Here is a 14,278-nt window from a genome sequence, read left to right as displayed (position 1 = left end):
CTCATGCCCTGGGATCCGGACACCCTCACCATCACGATCCCCGCCGGCCTCGCCGCCGGAGCAGCAATCACCGCTATCCGGGCCGTCCTCGTCGCCCTCGCCATTCCTCAGCCGCCGGGCGGCGCCGTCTGCTGCTGCGGCCAGCCTGTACGGCTGCCGCTCATCCCCGCCCAGCGTGCGACTGAGGGGGCCCGAGTTGCCTCGTAGGGCGCAGAACAACCCGCGACAGATCCGGAACAAGGCCTGCGGCTGCAAGCTGTGCCTGGAGGAGTACCCGGGCAATCGCAAGGCGAGACGCGACTGCATCGGCTCGTGGCAGGCCCGGTACCGCGGGCCGGACGGCCGGCAGAAGGCGAAGAACTTCGAGAAGGAGAAGGAGGCCCTCGCCTTCCTCGACAAGACCCGGACGGACGTCCGGCAGGGTACCTACCTGGACCCGAAGCGCGGCGAGATCACCGTCACGGAGTGGCACGCCAAGTGGTGGGAGACCCAGAAGAAGAAGGGCCGTCCGACCACCAGGGCGCGCAAGGTAGGCGTCTGGACGACCCACATCAAGCCGCAGTGGGGCGACTGGAAGATCAACGGGGTCGGCTTCATCGAGTTCGACGCGTGGCTGCAGAACGACGTCAAGGGCTTCCACACCCGCAAGAAGGTGCTGGAGTTCATGCGCCGCATGATGCAGGCCGCGATCCTCGACAAGCGCATCACCAGCAACTGCACGTTCGGTGTCGAGCTGGAGGCCCCGCCGGCCAAGCACCCCGACGACCTCGCACCGCCCACAGACGAGCAGTGCGCGAAGATCCTCGCGCACATCCCCGCCTACTATCACCCGCTCCTCACCATCGCCGACGAGACCGGTATGCGTTGGGGCGAGTACACCGGGCTGAGGCTGTGCCACGTGGACCGGGACGCCGCGACGGCCCGCGTGGTCGAGGTGATCTCTGAGGACGAGGACGGCAAGCTGTTCAGGCAGGAAGCTCCCAAGACGAACGCCGGCTTCCGGACGGTCCCGTTGACACCTGCGGCGCTGGCTGCCGTTGAGGCGATGGTCGCGCGCTGGTCGCCGTCGGAAGCCAGGACCGGGCCTCAATCCGGAATGCACGCCGAGGAACTGGTCTTCGTAGGTCCGCGCCGCGGCGTACTCAGCCGGCACAACTTCCGGCGGGTGTGGATCAAGGCCATCCAGGAGGCCGGGGTAGCCCGGAAGGTGCTGAACACCGAGACCGGGCGCATGGAGTGGTGGCCGCGCCCCCACGACTACCGGCACCGCTTCGCGAGCCGGCTCAAGGATGCCGGGGTGCCGGAGAAGGACGTGCAGGCCATCATGGGGCACGACCGCGGGTCCTCGGTCACCTGGCTGTACCAGCACGCCGGTCCGGAGGTTGTGGAGTCGGTGCGCGATGCGCTCGTCCGGCGCGGGAAGCCGCAGCTCCGGGCCGTGTCCTGAGTCCACATCCAATCCACATCCCCCACTCTCTGAGCCTCTCTGAGACTCTCCGGGAGTGGGGGATGACGGCGGGGCAAGGCGTCTACCTGGGCCCTCTGGACCTCTCTGAGACTCTCTCAACCAGCCACCCCGTGACCGCTGTTCTTGTAAAGCGGGGGTCGTCGGTTCGAACCCGACAGGGGGCTCAGGTGTACGAGGGAAGGGCCGGTCCGACGGGGTGTCGGGCCGGCCCTTTCGCGTGGGCGGGGTCAGTCCGGGGGGAGGGCGAGGGTGGCGACGGCGCCGCCGTCGGGGTGGTTGGTGAAGGTCAGGGCGGCGCCGATGACGCGGGCGTGGCCGGTGGCGATGGTGAGGCCGAGGCCGTGCCCGCGGCCGCGTTCGGGGGCGTTGGTGCGGAAGCGCTGCGGGCCGTGCCGGAGGAGGTCCTCGGGGTAGCCGGGGCCGTGGTCGCGGACGGTGATCCGCAGGCCGTCGACGTGCAGGTGGACCGGGCCGGCGCCGTGGCGGTGGGCGTTGAGGATCAGGTTCCCGAGGATGCGGTCCAGCCGGCGCAGGTCGGTGCGGACCTGCCGGTCGGCGGTGATGTCGACGGTGACGTCCAGGCCGGTGAGGGAGACGGTGCGGCGCGCCGCGCGCTCCAGGGGGACGGCCGAGAGGTCGGGGGACTCGGCGTCGGCGTCCAGGCGGGAGACCTCCAGCAGGTCCTCGACCAGGCCGCGCAGTGCCTGGACCCGGTTCTGCACGAGCTGGGTGGGGCGTCCGGGCGGCAGCAGCTCGGCGGCGGTGACCAGCCCGGTGAGCGGGGTGCGCAGCTCGTGGGCGACGTCCGCGGTGAAGCGCTGCTCGTCCTCCAGGCGCCGGTGCAGGGTGCGGGACATCAGGTCGACGGCGGCGGCGAGGTCGGCGACCTCGTCCTTGCCGTCGACGAGTTCGCCGATCCGGGTGTCCGTCCCGCCGGCCGCGATGCCCCGGGCGGCGGTGGCCGCGGTGCGCAGCCTGCGGCTGATCCGGTCGGCGACGAGCACGCCGGCCAGCACGGTGGTGAAGACCGCGGCGACGACGGTGAGCAGGATGATCCGGTCCAGGTCGGCGATGGCCTGCCGGTCCTGGGTGAAGTCCACCCGGACGGACAGCACCCCGTTCTGCACCGGGCCGGCCGCCCACATGGACTCGCCGGTGCCGTCGGCGGCGAGCAGCGAGCCGTGCCGGCCGCCGTCGGCGAGGGCGCGCAGCCGGTCGGGCAGGGCCGGGTCGTTCACGGCGGCGCCGTGGCCGGCCACCTCGCCGTCGCGCCCGTAGCCGGCCAGGGCCGAGTCGAGGGCGGCGAGTGCGGAGGAGCGGGCCTGGTCCACGTGCTGACGGATCATCGCCTGGTGGACCAGCAGGCCGACGGCCACCGCGACCAGGACGGCGATGGCGGCGACGGCGGTGGCGATCTGGCGGCGCAGGGTCATGCCGGGCGCCGCAGCTTGTAGCCGAACCCGCGGACGGTCTCGATCCGGCCGGAGCCGATCTTGGCGCGCAGCCGCTGCACGTGGACGTCCACGACCCGGGTGTCGGCGCCCCATTCGTAGTCCCAGACGCGTTCGAGCAGGGTGGAGCGCTCCAGCACGATCCCGGGCGCGGCGGTGAACTCCAGCAGCAGCCGCAGTTCGGTGGGCGTGAGCGGGACGAGGCGGCCGTCCACCCGGACCTCCATGCTGTCGGTGTCCACCTGGAGGCCGTCGAAGCTGCGGACGGACGGGGTGGGGGCGGGGGCGGTCGGCGGGACCGCCGGCTGCGGGACCCCGGGAACTCCGGGAACCCCGGGGGTGCCGGGGAGCGGCGGGGCGTCGGCCGCCGGGGCGTCCGGGGGCGGTGGGGCGTCGGTCGCCGGGACGACCCGGACGCGGCGCAGCACCGTACGGATCCGGGCGACCAGGACGGCGCTCTCGAAGGGCTTGACCACGTAGTCGTCCGCCCCTGCCTCCAGGCCGGAGACCACGTCCACCGGGTCGGTCCGGGCGGACATCATCAGGATCGGCAGCTGGCTCTCCTCCCGGATCCGGCGGCAGAGGCCGACCCCGTCGAGCAGCGGCAGCATGACGTCCAGCAGGAGCAGGTCGGGCCGGACGGCGTGGAACGCCTCCAGCCCCTCCAGGCCGTCGGCCGCCGTGGTGACCGGGAAGCCGTAGCGTTCCAGGGCCATCCGGGTGGCCTCGCGGATCACCTCGTCGTCCTCGACCAGGAGGATGTGCGGGTGGGCGGGGGTGGTGGCGGGGGTCATCGCTTGGCTTCCGGGAGCACGGCGGGGGCGGAGGGCCCCGAGGGGGTGGAGGGCGCGGCGGGCCCGGAGGACGGCCGGACGGGGCGCGGGGACGGGACGACGGCCTCGGGGGCCGCCTGCCTCGGCGCGAACGGGGTGGGGCGTGCCACCGCCGGGCCGGACTCGGGGGCGGCGGTGTCCGCGCCGGTGCGCGGGAGCAGGCCGACGCCCTCGTCCTTGCGCTCCTTCAGGACGAGCCTGTTGTCGTTCCACTGGTAGAGGCTGGTGGTCCGGGCGTAGGCGCTGGTGGGCTCGAACAGCCACAGGTCGGTGCCGACGGTAGCGGCGCTGAACGCCGGCTGGACCTGCACCTGGAGGACGGGCAGCAGGTGCTCCTCGGCGAGGGCGTAGACGTGCAGCACGACCCGCCCGGGGGTGGTGACGACGGTGATCAGCTCGGGCTGCCCGTCCCCGGAGAGGTCGCGGAACTCGGGGGCGCGGACCTCGCACCCGGCGCAGGAGCCGAGCGCCTGGCGCTCCTCCGGGCCCACGTTCGGGTCCTTGGCGAGGACGGTGCGCACGTCGACCGCGGTGATGTCGTGCCCCGGGACGGTCAGGTCCGGTACGGGCTGCGGCGGCTCCTGGGTGACGCCGGCCGCCGCGGCGGCGGACGGCGGCGGGGAGGTGGGCAGCTTCGGCCAGAGCGGCTGGAGCACCGGCGGCGGCGTGACGGCCCGGACCGGGCCCTGGTCGCGCAGGTCGCCGGGGGTGGCGCGGCCGAAGGCCAGGCCGGCGAGGGCGAGGACGACGACCAGGCCGGCCAGGGTGGCGAGCTGGACGGCGCCGGGCCGGCGGCGGGGTGGTGGTGTTGCTGCCACGGTCGGTGTTCGTCCTCCTGCTCTGCGGCGTCGCTCCGGTCGTCGTTCCGGTCGTCGCTCCCGTCACCGCCCCGGTGGTAGGTCGCGCGGTCGGTGGTCGGCGGTTCCGCGACGGTGACTTCGTGCGGGTCGTCCGGGTAGTCCGGGTAGTCCGGACCACGTGGGTCGTACGGCTCGTACGGTCCAGGTGGTTCATGCGGTTCATGCGGTCCGTACGACCGGTCCCGGCCGTCAGGCCAGGTCCGCCAGCACGATGATGTTGTCCGTCCAGTGGCCGTCCGAGCCGATCCGCCCGCCGCAGGTGATCAGCCGGAGTGCGGGCGCGGGCGTGTCGCCGTACACCTGCTCGGTCGGGAAGTGGTCCTTGGCGGCCTGGAGCAGCGTGCGGACCTTGAAGTCCACGGTGCTGCCGTCGGCGCGCCGGATCCGGATCAGCTCGCCGGGCCGCAGCTTCGGCAGCTGCTTGAAGACCGCCGGGCCGTGCACGGTGTCGTAGTGCCCGATGAGCACGGCGGGGCCGTTCTCGCCGGGCGTGGGGCCGTTGCGGTACCAGCCGACCTCCTCGCCCCGGTCGGCCGGCGGTACCTCGACCGTGCCGTCGGGGTTCAGGCCGAGGTCGGTCACCGGTGCGTCCACTCCGACGGAGGGGACCAGCAGGCGGGTCGGCGGCGAGGACGCGTACGGCTTCGGGGCGGTGGACGTGGATGTGGACGCGGCGCCGGCCGTGGCCGGGGTGCCCGGGGCCATCGCCGGGGCGTCCGTGCCGGTGCCGGTGCCGGTGCCGTGCCCGGAGGTCTCGACCCGCACCACCGGGGTCTCCCGGCCGGACAGCGCGAGCGAGGTGCCGAGGACCAGGCAGAGCAGGCCCGCGGTGCCGAAGGCGGTGCGGCGCAGCGGGCCCGGAGCGGGCCGGGCGGCGCGTCGGCGGCCCCGCCGGTGGTCCTTGGCGCGACGGCGGGTGTCGGTCCCCGCCACCGGGACGGCCCCGGCGGACTCGGGACCGGTGTCAGCCGCGCGCACCGGAGCGGCGGCGCAGAACGGCGAAGCCCAGGGCCGCGGCGCCGACGGCCGCGACGGTGCCGCCACCGGCGAGCATCAGGCCGGAACCCTCGGAGGCGGCGGAGCCGTCACCGGCCTGCGCGGCGCCCTTGGGCACCTCGCGGACCTGCGGCTGGGCGGCACCGGGCGCGACCGGGGCGGGCGAGGCGACGCCCTTGGGGGCGGCCACGGCCGGCGAGGCGTCGGTCTTCGGGGCGGCGGACGGCGTGGGCACGGCGGTCCTCGGCGCCGCGTCGCCGTTCGGGGCGGCGACACTGGGGGCGGCCGGCTTCGGCACGCCGTCGGCCCAGGCCTGCCCGCCGCTGATGGTGGCCAGCAGCGCGGCGCCGGTCAGGGCGCAGACCGCCAGGACGCGGCGGGCGGGCGAGTGGTGGGTACGGCTCCTGCTCATGCGGGGTGTCTCCATCTGCATCGGTCGGTAGGTGGTGGCCGCCGGTCCGCGGTGCGGTTCGCGGGCCCCGGCGTGCCGGTGTCGCGGGACGTCCGTCGTCGGCGCCGGACGCGTACGTCCTCGTCGAGGACGCCCTCCGGCCGGCTCATCCGGTTCGACCGGTTCGGCCGGTGGCGTCGTGGATGACGGTAGGAGGGCCGTGTCGCGGTCCTCGGCCGGTCGTGTCACGGCCGTTCATCGGCTGCGTAACGGCGCGGCGCTGCCGACGTTGCGGTTGCCCGTTGCCCGTTGCCCGTTGCCCGTTGCCCGTTGCCCGTTGCCCGCCGCGCGCCGCCGCCCCGCGGCTACCGCCCCGCCCGCAGCCGGCGGAGGGTCCAGCCCGGGCCGAGCGGCCGGGTGTGGGCCGTGAAGAGCTCGGCGGCCCGGCGGTAGGAGAGGCGGGCGTGGCCGGTGTACGGGCAGCGGTCGCGGGCGGGGGTGCCGGCGGGGGCACGGCGGTCGGTGAGGAAGAGCGGGCCGGTGACGCGGCCGGCCACCAGGAGGGGGAGCAGCCGGGCGGTGCCGGACTGCCAGTGGACGGTGGCCTGCCCGGCGCGGGTGCGGCGGCGGGGCGGGTCGAGGTGGTCGGTGTCCAGGGCGAGGACCGTCTCGATCGCGGCGCCGGACTCGTGCAGCAGGTGCCAGAGCGCCTGTTCGCGCAGCGGCGCGCGGAGGGTGAACAGGGCGCGCAGTTGCTCGGGGGTCAACGGGCCTGCGGCCGCCGCGGGTTCGGGCAGCGGGCGGGCGAGCAGGCCGGTGGTCGGGTCGCCGTCGAGCCAGCCCCTGGCCCGCCACCAGGCCACGGCCGCGCGCAGGGTGGAGAGTTCCCGGTTGAGGGTGCGCGGGTCGGTGTCGGCCGCGCGCCGGGCGGCCGCGTCGCGCAGTCGTTCGGCGGCGTCCGGGTGGTCGAGCAGTGCGAGCGGCAGGACGGGCGGCCGGGCCCGCCGCCGTTCGGGGCCGGTGGGGGAGGGCCGGTCGGCGAGCGCCCAGGCCCAGGTGTCCAGCGCGATCCGGTAGATCCGCCGGGAGCCGTCGGCGAGCCCGGAGGCGGCCAGGTAGCGCTCGACGGCGACGGCGTACTCGACCGGTGGGAGTCCTGCCGCGGTTTCTGTCACGATCGCCTTCTTCCGCAGTAAATCAATTCCGCCAAGCCGCTCGAACCCTAGCCAAGAATCGCAGTAAAGGGCAGGTCGGGAGCCATTGAAAGACGAATTTACTGCGGCAGTTCGCTCCGCCCGGAAAATTGACTCCAAAAGGCTCAACTTTTTCGCCGGAATCCCTTGAAGCGCTCCCCTTCGGACCGCAGACTTGCTGCACATGGCAATGCAGACCGAACGGATCCCGGCCCGCAGAAGGCGACTGGGAGACCGTCTCGCCGTGCTCGGCGAGCGCGAATTCACGTGGTTCTTCATCGGATACACGACCTCCCTGATCGGCTCCTCGATGGCGCCGGTCGCGGTCGCCTTCGCGGTGCTCGACGGCGAGGGCGGCGCCGGGGGAGCCGGCGGTGGCGGCGGCACCGCCCTGGGGTGGGTGATGGCGGCCCGGATCCTCCCGGTGGTGCTGGTGCTGCTGGCCGGCGGGGTGATCGCGGACCGGCTCGGCAGCCGCCGGGTGATGCTGGGCTCGGACCTGCTGCGCGGCCTGGTCCAGGCGCTGTTCGCCGGACTGCTGGCGGCCGGGCACGCGCCGGTCTGGTCGATGGTCGTGCTGGTGGCGCTCTGGGGGGTCGGCGAGGGGCTGTTCATGCCGGCCTTCGGCGCGATCGTGCCCGATCTGGTGCGCCGCAAGGAGCTGATGGCGGACGCCAACACCTTGCTGGGGCTGGCCCGTTCGGTGTCCACCGTGGTCGGCCCCGCCACCGCCGGGCTGGTCACCGCCGCCTGGGGGCCGGCGACGGTGCTGCTGGCCGACGCGGTGACGTACGGCGTCGGCGCCTTCGCGCTGGCCAGGTTGCGGCTGCCGGTACGGGCGGCGGGCGGCGAGGAGTCGATGATCCGGGACGTGCGGGCCGGCTGGTCGGAGTTCGTCTCCCGCCCGTGGCTGTGGATCACCACCGCGCAGATGGGCCTGTTCAACCTGCTGGTCTGGGCCCCCTTCCTGGTGCTGGGCCCGCTGCTCTCGCAGCGGGGCCTCGGCGGCGCCCGGGCCTGGGGCCTGGTGATGGGCGTGTACGGCGCCGGGGCGGTGCTGAGCGGCCTGCTGATGCTCGGCCGGGCGCCCGCCCGTCCGCTCGCAGTGGCGTCCGCGGCGGCGCTGGCCTGGGCGCTGCCCTCCGGGGCGCTCGCGGCCGGGGCGGGGCTGCCCTGGGTGGCCGCCGGCGCGCTGGTGGCCGGGGCCGGTTCGGCGGTCTGCGGGACGCTCTACAACACCACCCTGCAGAAGTGGGTGCCGGTGGAGCTGCTCGGCCGGATGACGGCCTTCGGCGTCCTGGGCGCCTTCGCCCTCGGCCCGCTCGGACTGGCGGCGGCCGGTCCGCTGGCGGGCCGGTTCGGCGCGGACACCGTGCTGCTCGTCGGGGCGGTCTGGCAACTGGCGGCCGGGGCCGTAGTGTTGGCCGTACCGGCGGTACGGAACCGCCGCTGGGAGGAGGGCCCGGACAGCTGACCAACCCCTCGGACGGCTTCGGGGCGCACCCCCGGCCCACCGCGCACCGCGCCCGGCCGGCCCCGGAGCGCGACCGGCTGCCCCTCCCGCGCACGCAGGCCTCCGCGGCGGGCGGGGCGGCCGACCCGGTCGTACGGTGGAGGACGGGGGAGACGGAGGAGGTCGATCATGCCCGGCTCGCTCACCATCAGCCATCACGGGACCGCGGTCACCCTGGACCACGCGGACGCGGAGCGGCTCGCCACCGTACTGGCGGACCTGGCGTACCTGCTGGAGATCCCGGGGTCGAACCGGCTCAGTGACGACCAGCTGGCCGTGCTGTGCGAGGGACGGTCCCCGGACCGCGCCGATCTGGTGCACTGGTGCGCTTCGCTCGCCCGTGGGCTGAAGACGCAGCTCTGACCGGAGCCGCCCGTGCCGCAGGCGGGCCGTCGTCCGGCGGACCGCCGCGCCACGGCCTGCCGCCCCGGCACCCGCCGCCCGACGGCCTGCCGCGCGACCGCCCGGCGCGCGACCGCCCGCCGTACGATGGCGCGCGGGGCGGGGACGCCCCCCGGGTGCCGGGGTGGCCGGCGGCCGGTCCGGCGGAGGGTGGGGGCCCGAGCGTGTCGCAGTCCTGGTCGATGTCCTGGCTGACCGTGCCCACGCCGCTGCCCAGCGGGCCGATGCGCATCGCGGTGACCCCGCTCGGCGTGGCGTCGGCCGGTTACACCGGGCCGCGCGAGGGCGAGCTGCCGGCGTGCACCGACGAGTCGAAGATCACCGCCGTCACCGAGCGGATCGGTGCCTACCTGGCGGGCCGCACCCGCGAGTTGGGCCTGCCGGTCGACTGGAGCCTGAGCTCCGGCCCGCACCGCGCGGTGCTGCAGACGCTCTGGCGGGAGGTGCCGTACGGCCGGACCATCACCTACGGCGAACTGGCCGCCCGCAGCGGGGTGTTCGAGGACATCACGGAGCCCGGCCTGGCCGCCCGCACGGTCGGGCAGATGATGGCCGCGAACCCCGTCCCCCTGCTGGTGCCCTGCCACCGGGTGGTGGCGGCGGACGGGATCGGCGGCTTCGGCGGCGGCCGGGTCGGCATCGAGGTGAAGCGCTGGCTGCTCACCCTGGAGGGCGTGCTGGAGCCGACCCTCGACTGGAACGGCCCGCTGTAGCGGCGGGGGTGCGGGCGGGGGCGCGGGCGGCGGCGAGCGGCCCGCGGCCGGCAGTGGGCCCGCCGCTCCCGCCGGTCGTCGCGCCCGGCCCGCCGCTCCCGCCGGTCGTCACGCCCGGGCCGCCGCCGGCTGCGCCCCCGGAGACACCCGCCCGGGCTCCTGCTGCGGGTGCACCGGCCGGATGCCGGGTACCAGGGTGTACTCGATGCCGCGCACGTCCGGCTCCGCCCCCGCGCACTCCGGTCGCTCGCCGAGCGCCAGCCGCACCGCGTCCCACGGCAGGTTGAGTCCGCACAGCCGCAGCTGGTGGAGCCCGGCGGCGGGGCGGGTGTTGACGTCGATGACCACCGGCAGGCCGTCGAGGCGGCGGAACTGGACGTTGGACAGGTACGCCATCCCGGTCGCCCGGACCAGCCGCCGGACGGGCTCCAGGTAGCAATCTTCGGTGGTGAAGCCCCGGCGGCGGCCCTCCTTGGTGCGCCCGACCGCGGCGAGCGGGCTGCCGTCCCGGTCGGCGAGGCAGTCCACCGAGACCTCCGGCCCGTCCAGGTGGGGCATCACCAGCAGGTCGACCGGCTCGCCGTCCGGGCTGCCCCCGGCCAGTGCCGCGGCGACCTGTTCGACCTGCACCCGGTGGTCCCAGCCGGCCAGCCGCCGTGCGTTGTAGGGCTCCCGGGTGAGTACCCGGAAGCCCGCGCCGCCGGCTCCGGTGGTGGGCTTGAGGCAGGCGGTGCGGCCGGTGCCCTCGATCCGTTCGACGGCGTCCCACAGCTCGGCGGGGGTGCGCACCCGCCACCAGGGCGGGGTGGGCAGCCCGGCCCCGGCGATCGTGGCGTAGCCGTCCGCCTTGCTGGTGAAGGCGGCTATCGCGGTGGCCGGCGGGCAGAGCAGCGTGGTGCCGATCGCCTCGAACTCCGGCCGGGCGAGGGCGATGGCGAGCTGGTGCAGCTGCGGGACGAAGACGTCGATCGCGTGCCGGGCGCAGTAGTCCAGGGCGTAGCCGACGTAGCCGTCCGCGGCCAGGCCGGCGGGCTCCGGGGTGCCGTGGTCGGCGGCGGCGAGCACGGGGGAGTCCGGGTCGCCGTGGGTCGCGTGGACCACGACGGGGCGCGGGGCGGCGCGCAGTTGCTCGATGAAGAAGACGTTCTCGGCGTAGGTGCGGTTCAGCCAGACACGTACGGGTGCACTCATGTGACCCTCCCAGGAGGGAAGTTGACGAAGGGTCAGGGCACCCTAGCGGCCTGTTCGAACGGCCCGGACGGCAGGGGCGCCGTGGGCGGATGGTGGCGCGGGGTGGCGCGGGTCGGGGCTTCGATGGGGGAGGATGGGGCGCGGCACTCCGATATGTTCGAATAAATAGTCGAACAAATATCGATCGGGTGATCCATTCGTACTATTTGTTCGGCCATTCGGAACCACTCGAACGAGTGATTGCGGGGCGCCCCTGAATGGGCCCACCATGAAGCTGCAACACGCATGTGCAAGGCGACGCTTCATTGGGATATGCGAAGGGCTCCCCTCATGTCGACCGAAACGAATGCCGGTATTCCCGCGCCCGGTGCGCAACCGGAGATCCGGCAGCAGCAGAGTCTGAGCACGGCGGGCGCGCGGAACCTCGCGACGACCACCAAGTCGGCGCCGCAGATGCAGGGCATCAGCCCGCGCTGGCTGCTCAGGAGGCTGCCCTGGGTGCAGGTGTCCGGCGGCACCTACCGGGTGAACCGCCGCCTGCGCCACTCGGTCGGCCGCGGCCGGGTGGGTTTCGTCAAGACCGGCGCCGAGGTGCGGATCGTCCCGCCCACGCTGGCCGAGGTGCCGGTGCTGCGCGGCTTCCAGGACGAGGCCGTGCTGGAGGAACTGGCCTCGCGCTTCGTGCAGCGGGACTTCGGCGCGGGCGACGTCCTGGTCCAGGCCGGGGCGCCGATCACCGAGGTGTTCCTGATCGCCCACGGCAAGCTCGACCGGCTGGGCACCGGCAAGTACGGCGAGGAGACGGTGGTCGGCACCCTCGCCGACGGCGACCACCTCGGCGACGAGGCGATCCGGCAGGACGGCGGCGCCTGGCCGTACACCGTCCGCGCCGCGACCTCCGGCACCGTACTGACGCTGTCCTGGCCCTCCTTCCAGGAGCTGCACGACCGCTCCGAGGCGCTGCAGCTCCAGGTCATCGAGTACCTGAACGGCTTCCAGCAGGCGCAGAACAAGCACGGCGAGGCCGCGATCGACCTCGCCGCCGGCCACCAGGGCGAGTACGAGCTGCCCGGCGCCTTCGTCGACTACGAGCTCAAGCCGCGCGAGTACGAGCTGAGCGTCGCGCAGACGATCCTCAAGGTGCACACCCGGGTCGCCGACCTCTACAACCAGCCGATGAACCAGACCGAGCACCAGCTGCGGCTGACCATCGAGGCCCTGCGCGAGCGCCAGGAGCACGAGCTCGTCAACAACCCCGAGTTCGGCCTGCTCGGCAACGCCGCGTACGAGCAGCGGTTCCAGACCCACTCCGGCCCGCCCACCCCGGACGACATGGACGAGCTGCTCAGCCGCCGCCGCGGCACCAGGATGTTCCTGGCCCACCCCAGGGCCATCGCCGCCTTCGGCCGGGAGCTCAACAAGCGCGGCCTCTACCCGGGGACGGTCGAGGTCGAGGGCAAGCAGATCCTGTCCTGGCGCGGCGTCCCGGTCTTCCCGTGCAACAAGATCCCGATCGTCGGGAGCACCAGCTCGATCATCGCGATGCGAATCGGGGAGGACAACCAGGGCGTCATCGGCCTGCACCAGACCGGAATTCCGGATGAATACCAGCCCAGCCTCTCGGTGCGGTTCATGGGAATCGACGACAAGGCCATCATTTCCTACCTGGTGAGCGCCTACTACTCCGCCGCGATCCTGGTGCCGGACGCGGTCGGTGTCCTGGAGAACGTGGACATCGCGCAGTACTGACGGATCGCGCAGTACCGACGGTTCGCGGGGCCGCTCGCAGAGCCGCGCCGTCCGCCGGGGCCGTCCACCGGCCCCGGCCGGGCGGATGCGTAACCGGCCCGACGCGTACGTGCTGCGCACCAGCCCGGTGCATACCTGCTGCGTACCGGCGCAGTGCGTACCTGCTGTGCACCGGCCCGGCGCGCACCGGCACAGCGCAACCCCGGCCCGCCGTCGGCGGGCCGTCCCACGACAGGCGCCCGACAGGGGGAAACACCCATGACCAGTCCCACGCTGGAGCGGGACCACAAAGAGGGCCACGAGGCGGCCGACATCCTCGCCCGGACCCGCGCCCTGGTCGACCCGGTCCTGCGGGCCGCCGTCGACTCGCTGCCCGGCACCATGCGCAAGGTGGCCGGCTACCACTTCGGCTGGTGGGAGGCGGACGGCACCCCAGCCCAGGCCTCCGCAGGCAAGGCGATCCGACCGGCCATGGTCCTCGCCGCCACCCAGGCCCTGGGCGGCAAACCCAACGAGGCCGTCGCCGCGGCCGCCGCGGTGGAGCTGGTGCACAACTTCACCCTGCTCCACGACGACGTCATCGACCGGGACGACACCCGGCGCCACCGGCCCACCGCCTGGCGGGTGTTCGGCACCACCGAGGCCATCCTGGCCGGGGACGCCATGCACTCCCTCGCGCTGCGGCTGCTCGCCGAGGACACCCACCCGGCCGCCCACGGCTCGATCCGCCGGCTCGCCGACTGCGTGGTGGAGCTCTGCGAGGGCCAGCAGATCGACTGCGCCTTCGAGCGGCGCAACGACGTCTCGCTGCCCGAGTGCCTGGCGATGGCGGAGGCCAAGACCGGCGCGCTGCTGGGCGCGGCCTGCGCGATGGGCGCCCTGTACGCGGGCGCCTCCGAGGACGCGGCGCAGGCGCTGGACTGCTTCGGACGGGAGATCGGCCTGGCCTTCCAGCTGATCGACGACCTGATCGGCATCTGGGGGGATCCGGCGGTCACCGGCAAGCCGGTCGGCGCGGACCTGGTCGCCCGGAAGAAGTCGCTGCCGGTGGTCGCGGCGCTGGGATCCGGCACCGTCGAGGGCAAGCTGCTGGCCGAGCTGTACGCGATCGAACGCCCGCTGGACGCCGATGAGTTGGCGCAGTGCGCGGCGGCCGTCGAGGCGGCCGGCGGGCGCGGCTGGGCGCAGGGCGAGTCCTGCGAGCGGATGGCCGCGGCGATGGCGCAGCTGGCCGCCGCCGTCCCGGAGCCGGCCGCGGCGGACGAACTGCTGGCGCTCGCCGAACTGGTCACCCGCCGCAAGCACTGAACGGGGCACCCGCGCCGGAGGCGGCGCGCGTCGAACGCGTCCCCGGAGCGCCCTGAGGAGCGTCCCAAGGGGTCTTGCCGGGCGTGTCGCCGGGAGTGGTGCCGGGAGTGGTGCCGGGAGTGGGGTGACGGGGCGGGCCGCGAACCAAACCCCCAGCGTGAGCAGATAAACCTAAACAAACACACAGAGCCCCACACCAGCAACTGGTGC

At 74.2% G+C, this 14,278-nt stretch carries 13 protein-coding genes; 6 read left to right on the top strand and 7 right to left on the bottom strand.

Annotation, left to right across the window (positions count from 1 at the left end):
- The first annotated feature begins 196 nt into the window (after positions 1-196).
- Complete coding sequence (locus tag ACFVHV_RS25070) at positions 197-1,447, top strand: tyrosine-type recombinase/integrase (protein ID WP_380353563.1); 1,251 nt, start codon at positions 197-199, stop codon at positions 1,445-1,447.
- Between the two features lie 248 nt (positions 1,448-1,695).
- Here the strand turns inward: ACFVHV_RS25070 and ACFVHV_RS25065 are convergent, their stop codons facing one another.
- The 6 genes from ACFVHV_RS25065 to ACFVHV_RS25040 all read right to left on the bottom strand — a co-directional run bounded on the left by ACFVHV_RS25065 (position 1,696) and on the right by ACFVHV_RS25040 (position 7,174).
- Positions 1,696-2,901, bottom strand: coding sequence for a HAMP domain-containing sensor histidine kinase (locus tag ACFVHV_RS25065; RefSeq protein ID WP_359915306.1), 1,206 nt, complete (start codon positions 2,899-2,901; stop codon positions 1,696-1,698).
- The gene (locus tag ACFVHV_RS25060) at positions 2,898-3,713 is read right to left on the bottom strand and encodes a response regulator transcription factor (RefSeq protein ID WP_359915305.1); all 816 of its coding nucleotides are present in this window, start codon (positions 3,711-3,713) and stop codon (positions 2,898-2,900) included. The genes ACFVHV_RS25065 and ACFVHV_RS25060 overlap by 4 nt, the downstream gene beginning before the upstream one ends.
- On the bottom strand, positions 3,710-4,570 hold the full coding sequence (locus tag ACFVHV_RS25055) for a hypothetical protein (RefSeq protein WP_380353560.1): 861 nt from the start codon (positions 4,568-4,570) through the stop codon (positions 3,710-3,712). The genes ACFVHV_RS25060 and ACFVHV_RS25055 overlap by 4 nt, the downstream gene beginning before the upstream one ends.
- 231 nt (positions 4,571-4,801) lie before the next feature.
- Positions 4,802-5,545 carry a class F sortase gene (locus tag ACFVHV_RS25050; RefSeq protein WP_380353558.1) on the bottom strand — a complete coding sequence of 248 codons (744 nt, stop codon included), beginning with the start codon at positions 5,543-5,545 and terminating at the stop codon, positions 4,802-4,804.
- Positions 5,546-5,576: 31 nt separating this feature from the next.
- Positions 5,577-6,020 carry a sortase-dependent protein gene (locus ACFVHV_RS25045; protein ID WP_380353555.1) on the bottom strand — a complete coding sequence of 148 codons (444 nt, stop codon included), beginning with the start codon at positions 6,018-6,020 and terminating at the stop codon, positions 5,577-5,579.
- A 344-nt stretch (positions 6,021-6,364) separates the two neighbouring features.
- The gene (locus ACFVHV_RS25040; RefSeq protein ID WP_359915297.1) at positions 6,365-7,174 is read right to left on the bottom strand and encodes a hypothetical protein; all 810 of its coding nucleotides are present in this window, start codon (positions 7,172-7,174) and stop codon (positions 6,365-6,367) included.
- 202 nt (positions 7,175-7,376) lie between these two features.
- Between ACFVHV_RS25040 and ACFVHV_RS25035 the strand changes: the two genes are divergently transcribed.
- The 3 genes from ACFVHV_RS25035 to ACFVHV_RS25025 all read left to right on the top strand — a co-directional run bounded on the left by ACFVHV_RS25035 (position 7,377) and on the right by ACFVHV_RS25025 (position 9,820).
- Complete coding sequence (locus ACFVHV_RS25035; protein ID WP_380353553.1) at positions 7,377-8,666, top strand: MFS transporter; 1,290 nt, start codon at positions 7,377-7,379, stop codon at positions 8,664-8,666.
- A gap of 168 nt (positions 8,667-8,834) precedes the next feature.
- Positions 8,835-9,068, top strand: a complete 234-nt coding sequence (locus ACFVHV_RS25030) for a hypothetical protein (protein ID WP_359914569.1) — start codon at positions 8,835-8,837, stop codon at positions 9,066-9,068.
- Positions 9,069-9,271: 203 nt separating this feature from the next.
- Positions 9,272-9,820, top strand: coding sequence for a methylated-DNA--[protein]-cysteine S-methyltransferase (locus tag ACFVHV_RS25025; RefSeq protein ID WP_380353551.1), 549 nt, complete (start codon positions 9,272-9,274; stop codon positions 9,818-9,820).
- A gap of 108 nt (positions 9,821-9,928) precedes the next feature.
- On the opposite strand, the gene ACFVHV_RS25020 is transcribed toward ACFVHV_RS25025, so the two are convergent.
- Positions 9,929-11,011: an ATP-grasp domain-containing protein gene (locus ACFVHV_RS25020; RefSeq protein WP_359914572.1), complete on the bottom strand. Its 1,083-nt coding sequence runs from the start codon at positions 11,009-11,011 to the stop codon at positions 9,929-9,931.
- A gap of 330 nt (positions 11,012-11,341) precedes the next feature.
- On the opposite strand from ACFVHV_RS25020, the gene ACFVHV_RS25015 reads away from it, so the two are divergent.
- Positions 11,342-12,760, top strand: coding sequence for a family 2B encapsulin nanocompartment shell protein (locus ACFVHV_RS25015; protein ID WP_380353548.1), 1,419 nt, complete (start codon positions 11,342-11,344; stop codon positions 12,758-12,760).
- A gap of 258 nt (positions 12,761-13,018) precedes the next feature.
- Positions 13,019-14,068: a family 2 encapsulin nanocompartment cargo protein polyprenyl transferase gene (locus ACFVHV_RS25010; protein WP_359914577.1), complete on the top strand. Its 1,050-nt coding sequence runs from the start codon at positions 13,019-13,021 to the stop codon at positions 14,066-14,068.
- The last annotated feature ends 210 nt before the right edge of the window (positions 14,069-14,278 follow it).

The sequence above is a fragment of the Kitasatospora sp. NPDC127116 genome, from assembly GCF_042677365.1.
Taxonomy (GTDB): domain Bacteria; phylum Actinomycetota; class Actinomycetes; order Streptomycetales; family Streptomycetaceae; genus Kitasatospora; species Kitasatospora lactacystinica.
Note: the sequence above shows the minus strand (reverse complement) of the source record. Positions and strands in the feature narration are given on the sequence as shown.

Excerpts from the sequence above, each read along its gene's own strand:
- ACFVHV_RS25065 (WP_359915306.1), bottom strand. The coding sequence starts at position 2,901 with ATGACCCTGCGCCGCCAGATCGCCACCGCCGTCGCCGCCATCGCCGTC.
- ACFVHV_RS25015 (WP_380353548.1), top strand. The coding sequence starts at position 11,342 with ATGTCGACCGAAACGAATGCCGGTATTCCCGCGCCCGGTGCGCAACCG.
- ACFVHV_RS25030 (WP_359914569.1), top strand. The coding sequence starts at position 8,835 with ATGCCCGGCTCGCTCACCATCAGCCATCACGGGACCGCGGTCACCCTG.
- ACFVHV_RS25010 (WP_359914577.1), top strand. The coding sequence starts at position 13,019 with ATGACCAGTCCCACGCTGGAGCGGGACCACAAAGAGGGCCACGAGGCG.
- ACFVHV_RS25045 (WP_380353555.1), bottom strand. The coding sequence starts at position 6,020 with ATGAGCAGGAGCCGTACCCACCACTCGCCCGCCCGCCGCGTCCTGGCG.
- ACFVHV_RS25020 (WP_359914572.1), bottom strand. The coding sequence starts at position 11,011 with ATGAGTGCACCCGTACGTGTCTGGCTGAACCGCACCTACGCCGAGAAC.
- ACFVHV_RS25060 (WP_359915305.1), bottom strand. The coding sequence starts at position 3,713 with ATGACCCCCGCCACCACCCCCGCCCACCCGCACATCCTCCTGGTCGAG.
- ACFVHV_RS25035 (WP_380353553.1), top strand. The coding sequence starts at position 7,377 with ATGGCAATGCAGACCGAACGGATCCCGGCCCGCAGAAGGCGACTGGGA.